The organism is Streptomyces huiliensis (assembly GCF_020037025.1).
Classification (GTDB): domain Bacteria; phylum Actinomycetota; class Actinomycetes; order Streptomycetales; family Streptomycetaceae; genus Streptomyces; species Streptomyces huiliensis.
The window spans coordinates 1-434 of record NZ_JAIQLH010000573.1 but is presented as its reverse complement, the minus strand read 5'-3'; the positions used below and the strand labels follow the sequence as shown (position 1 = coordinate 434).

At 74.4% G+C, this 434-nt stretch carries 1 protein-coding gene; it reads right to left on the bottom strand.

The features are described from left to right. A partial coding sequence (locus JNW98_RS35920; RefSeq protein ID WP_223772427.1) for a chorismate synthase occupies positions 1-428 on the bottom strand: 428 nt, incomplete at its 3' end. Positions 429-434: the final 6 nt, after the last annotated feature.

Here is a 434-nt window from a genome sequence, read left to right as displayed (position 1 = left end):
GTCTCCCGCGCGGAGGCGCGCTCCAGCACCGGACGGGCCTCGTCGAAGCCGTACTTCTGCATCCCCGCGAGGTCCGCGTGGCCCGGACGCGGCCGGGTCAGCGGGGCGTTGCGGGCGAGGTCGGCGAGCTCGGCCGGGTCCACCGGGTCGGCGGCCATGACCTTCTCCCACTTCGGCCACTCGGTGTTGCCCACCATGACCGCGACCGGGGAGCCCATGGAGAGCCCGTGCCGGACACCGCCGAGGAACGTCACCTCGTCCCGCTCGAACTTCATCCGCGCGCCGCGTCCATAGCCGAGGCGCCGCCGGGCCAGGTGGTCCGCCACCATGTCGGTGGTGACCGGGACGCCCGCGGGCAGCCCCTCCAGCGTCGCCACCAGGGCCGGACCGTGCGACTCCCCGGCCGTCAGCCAGCGCAACCTGCTCAACGGAAC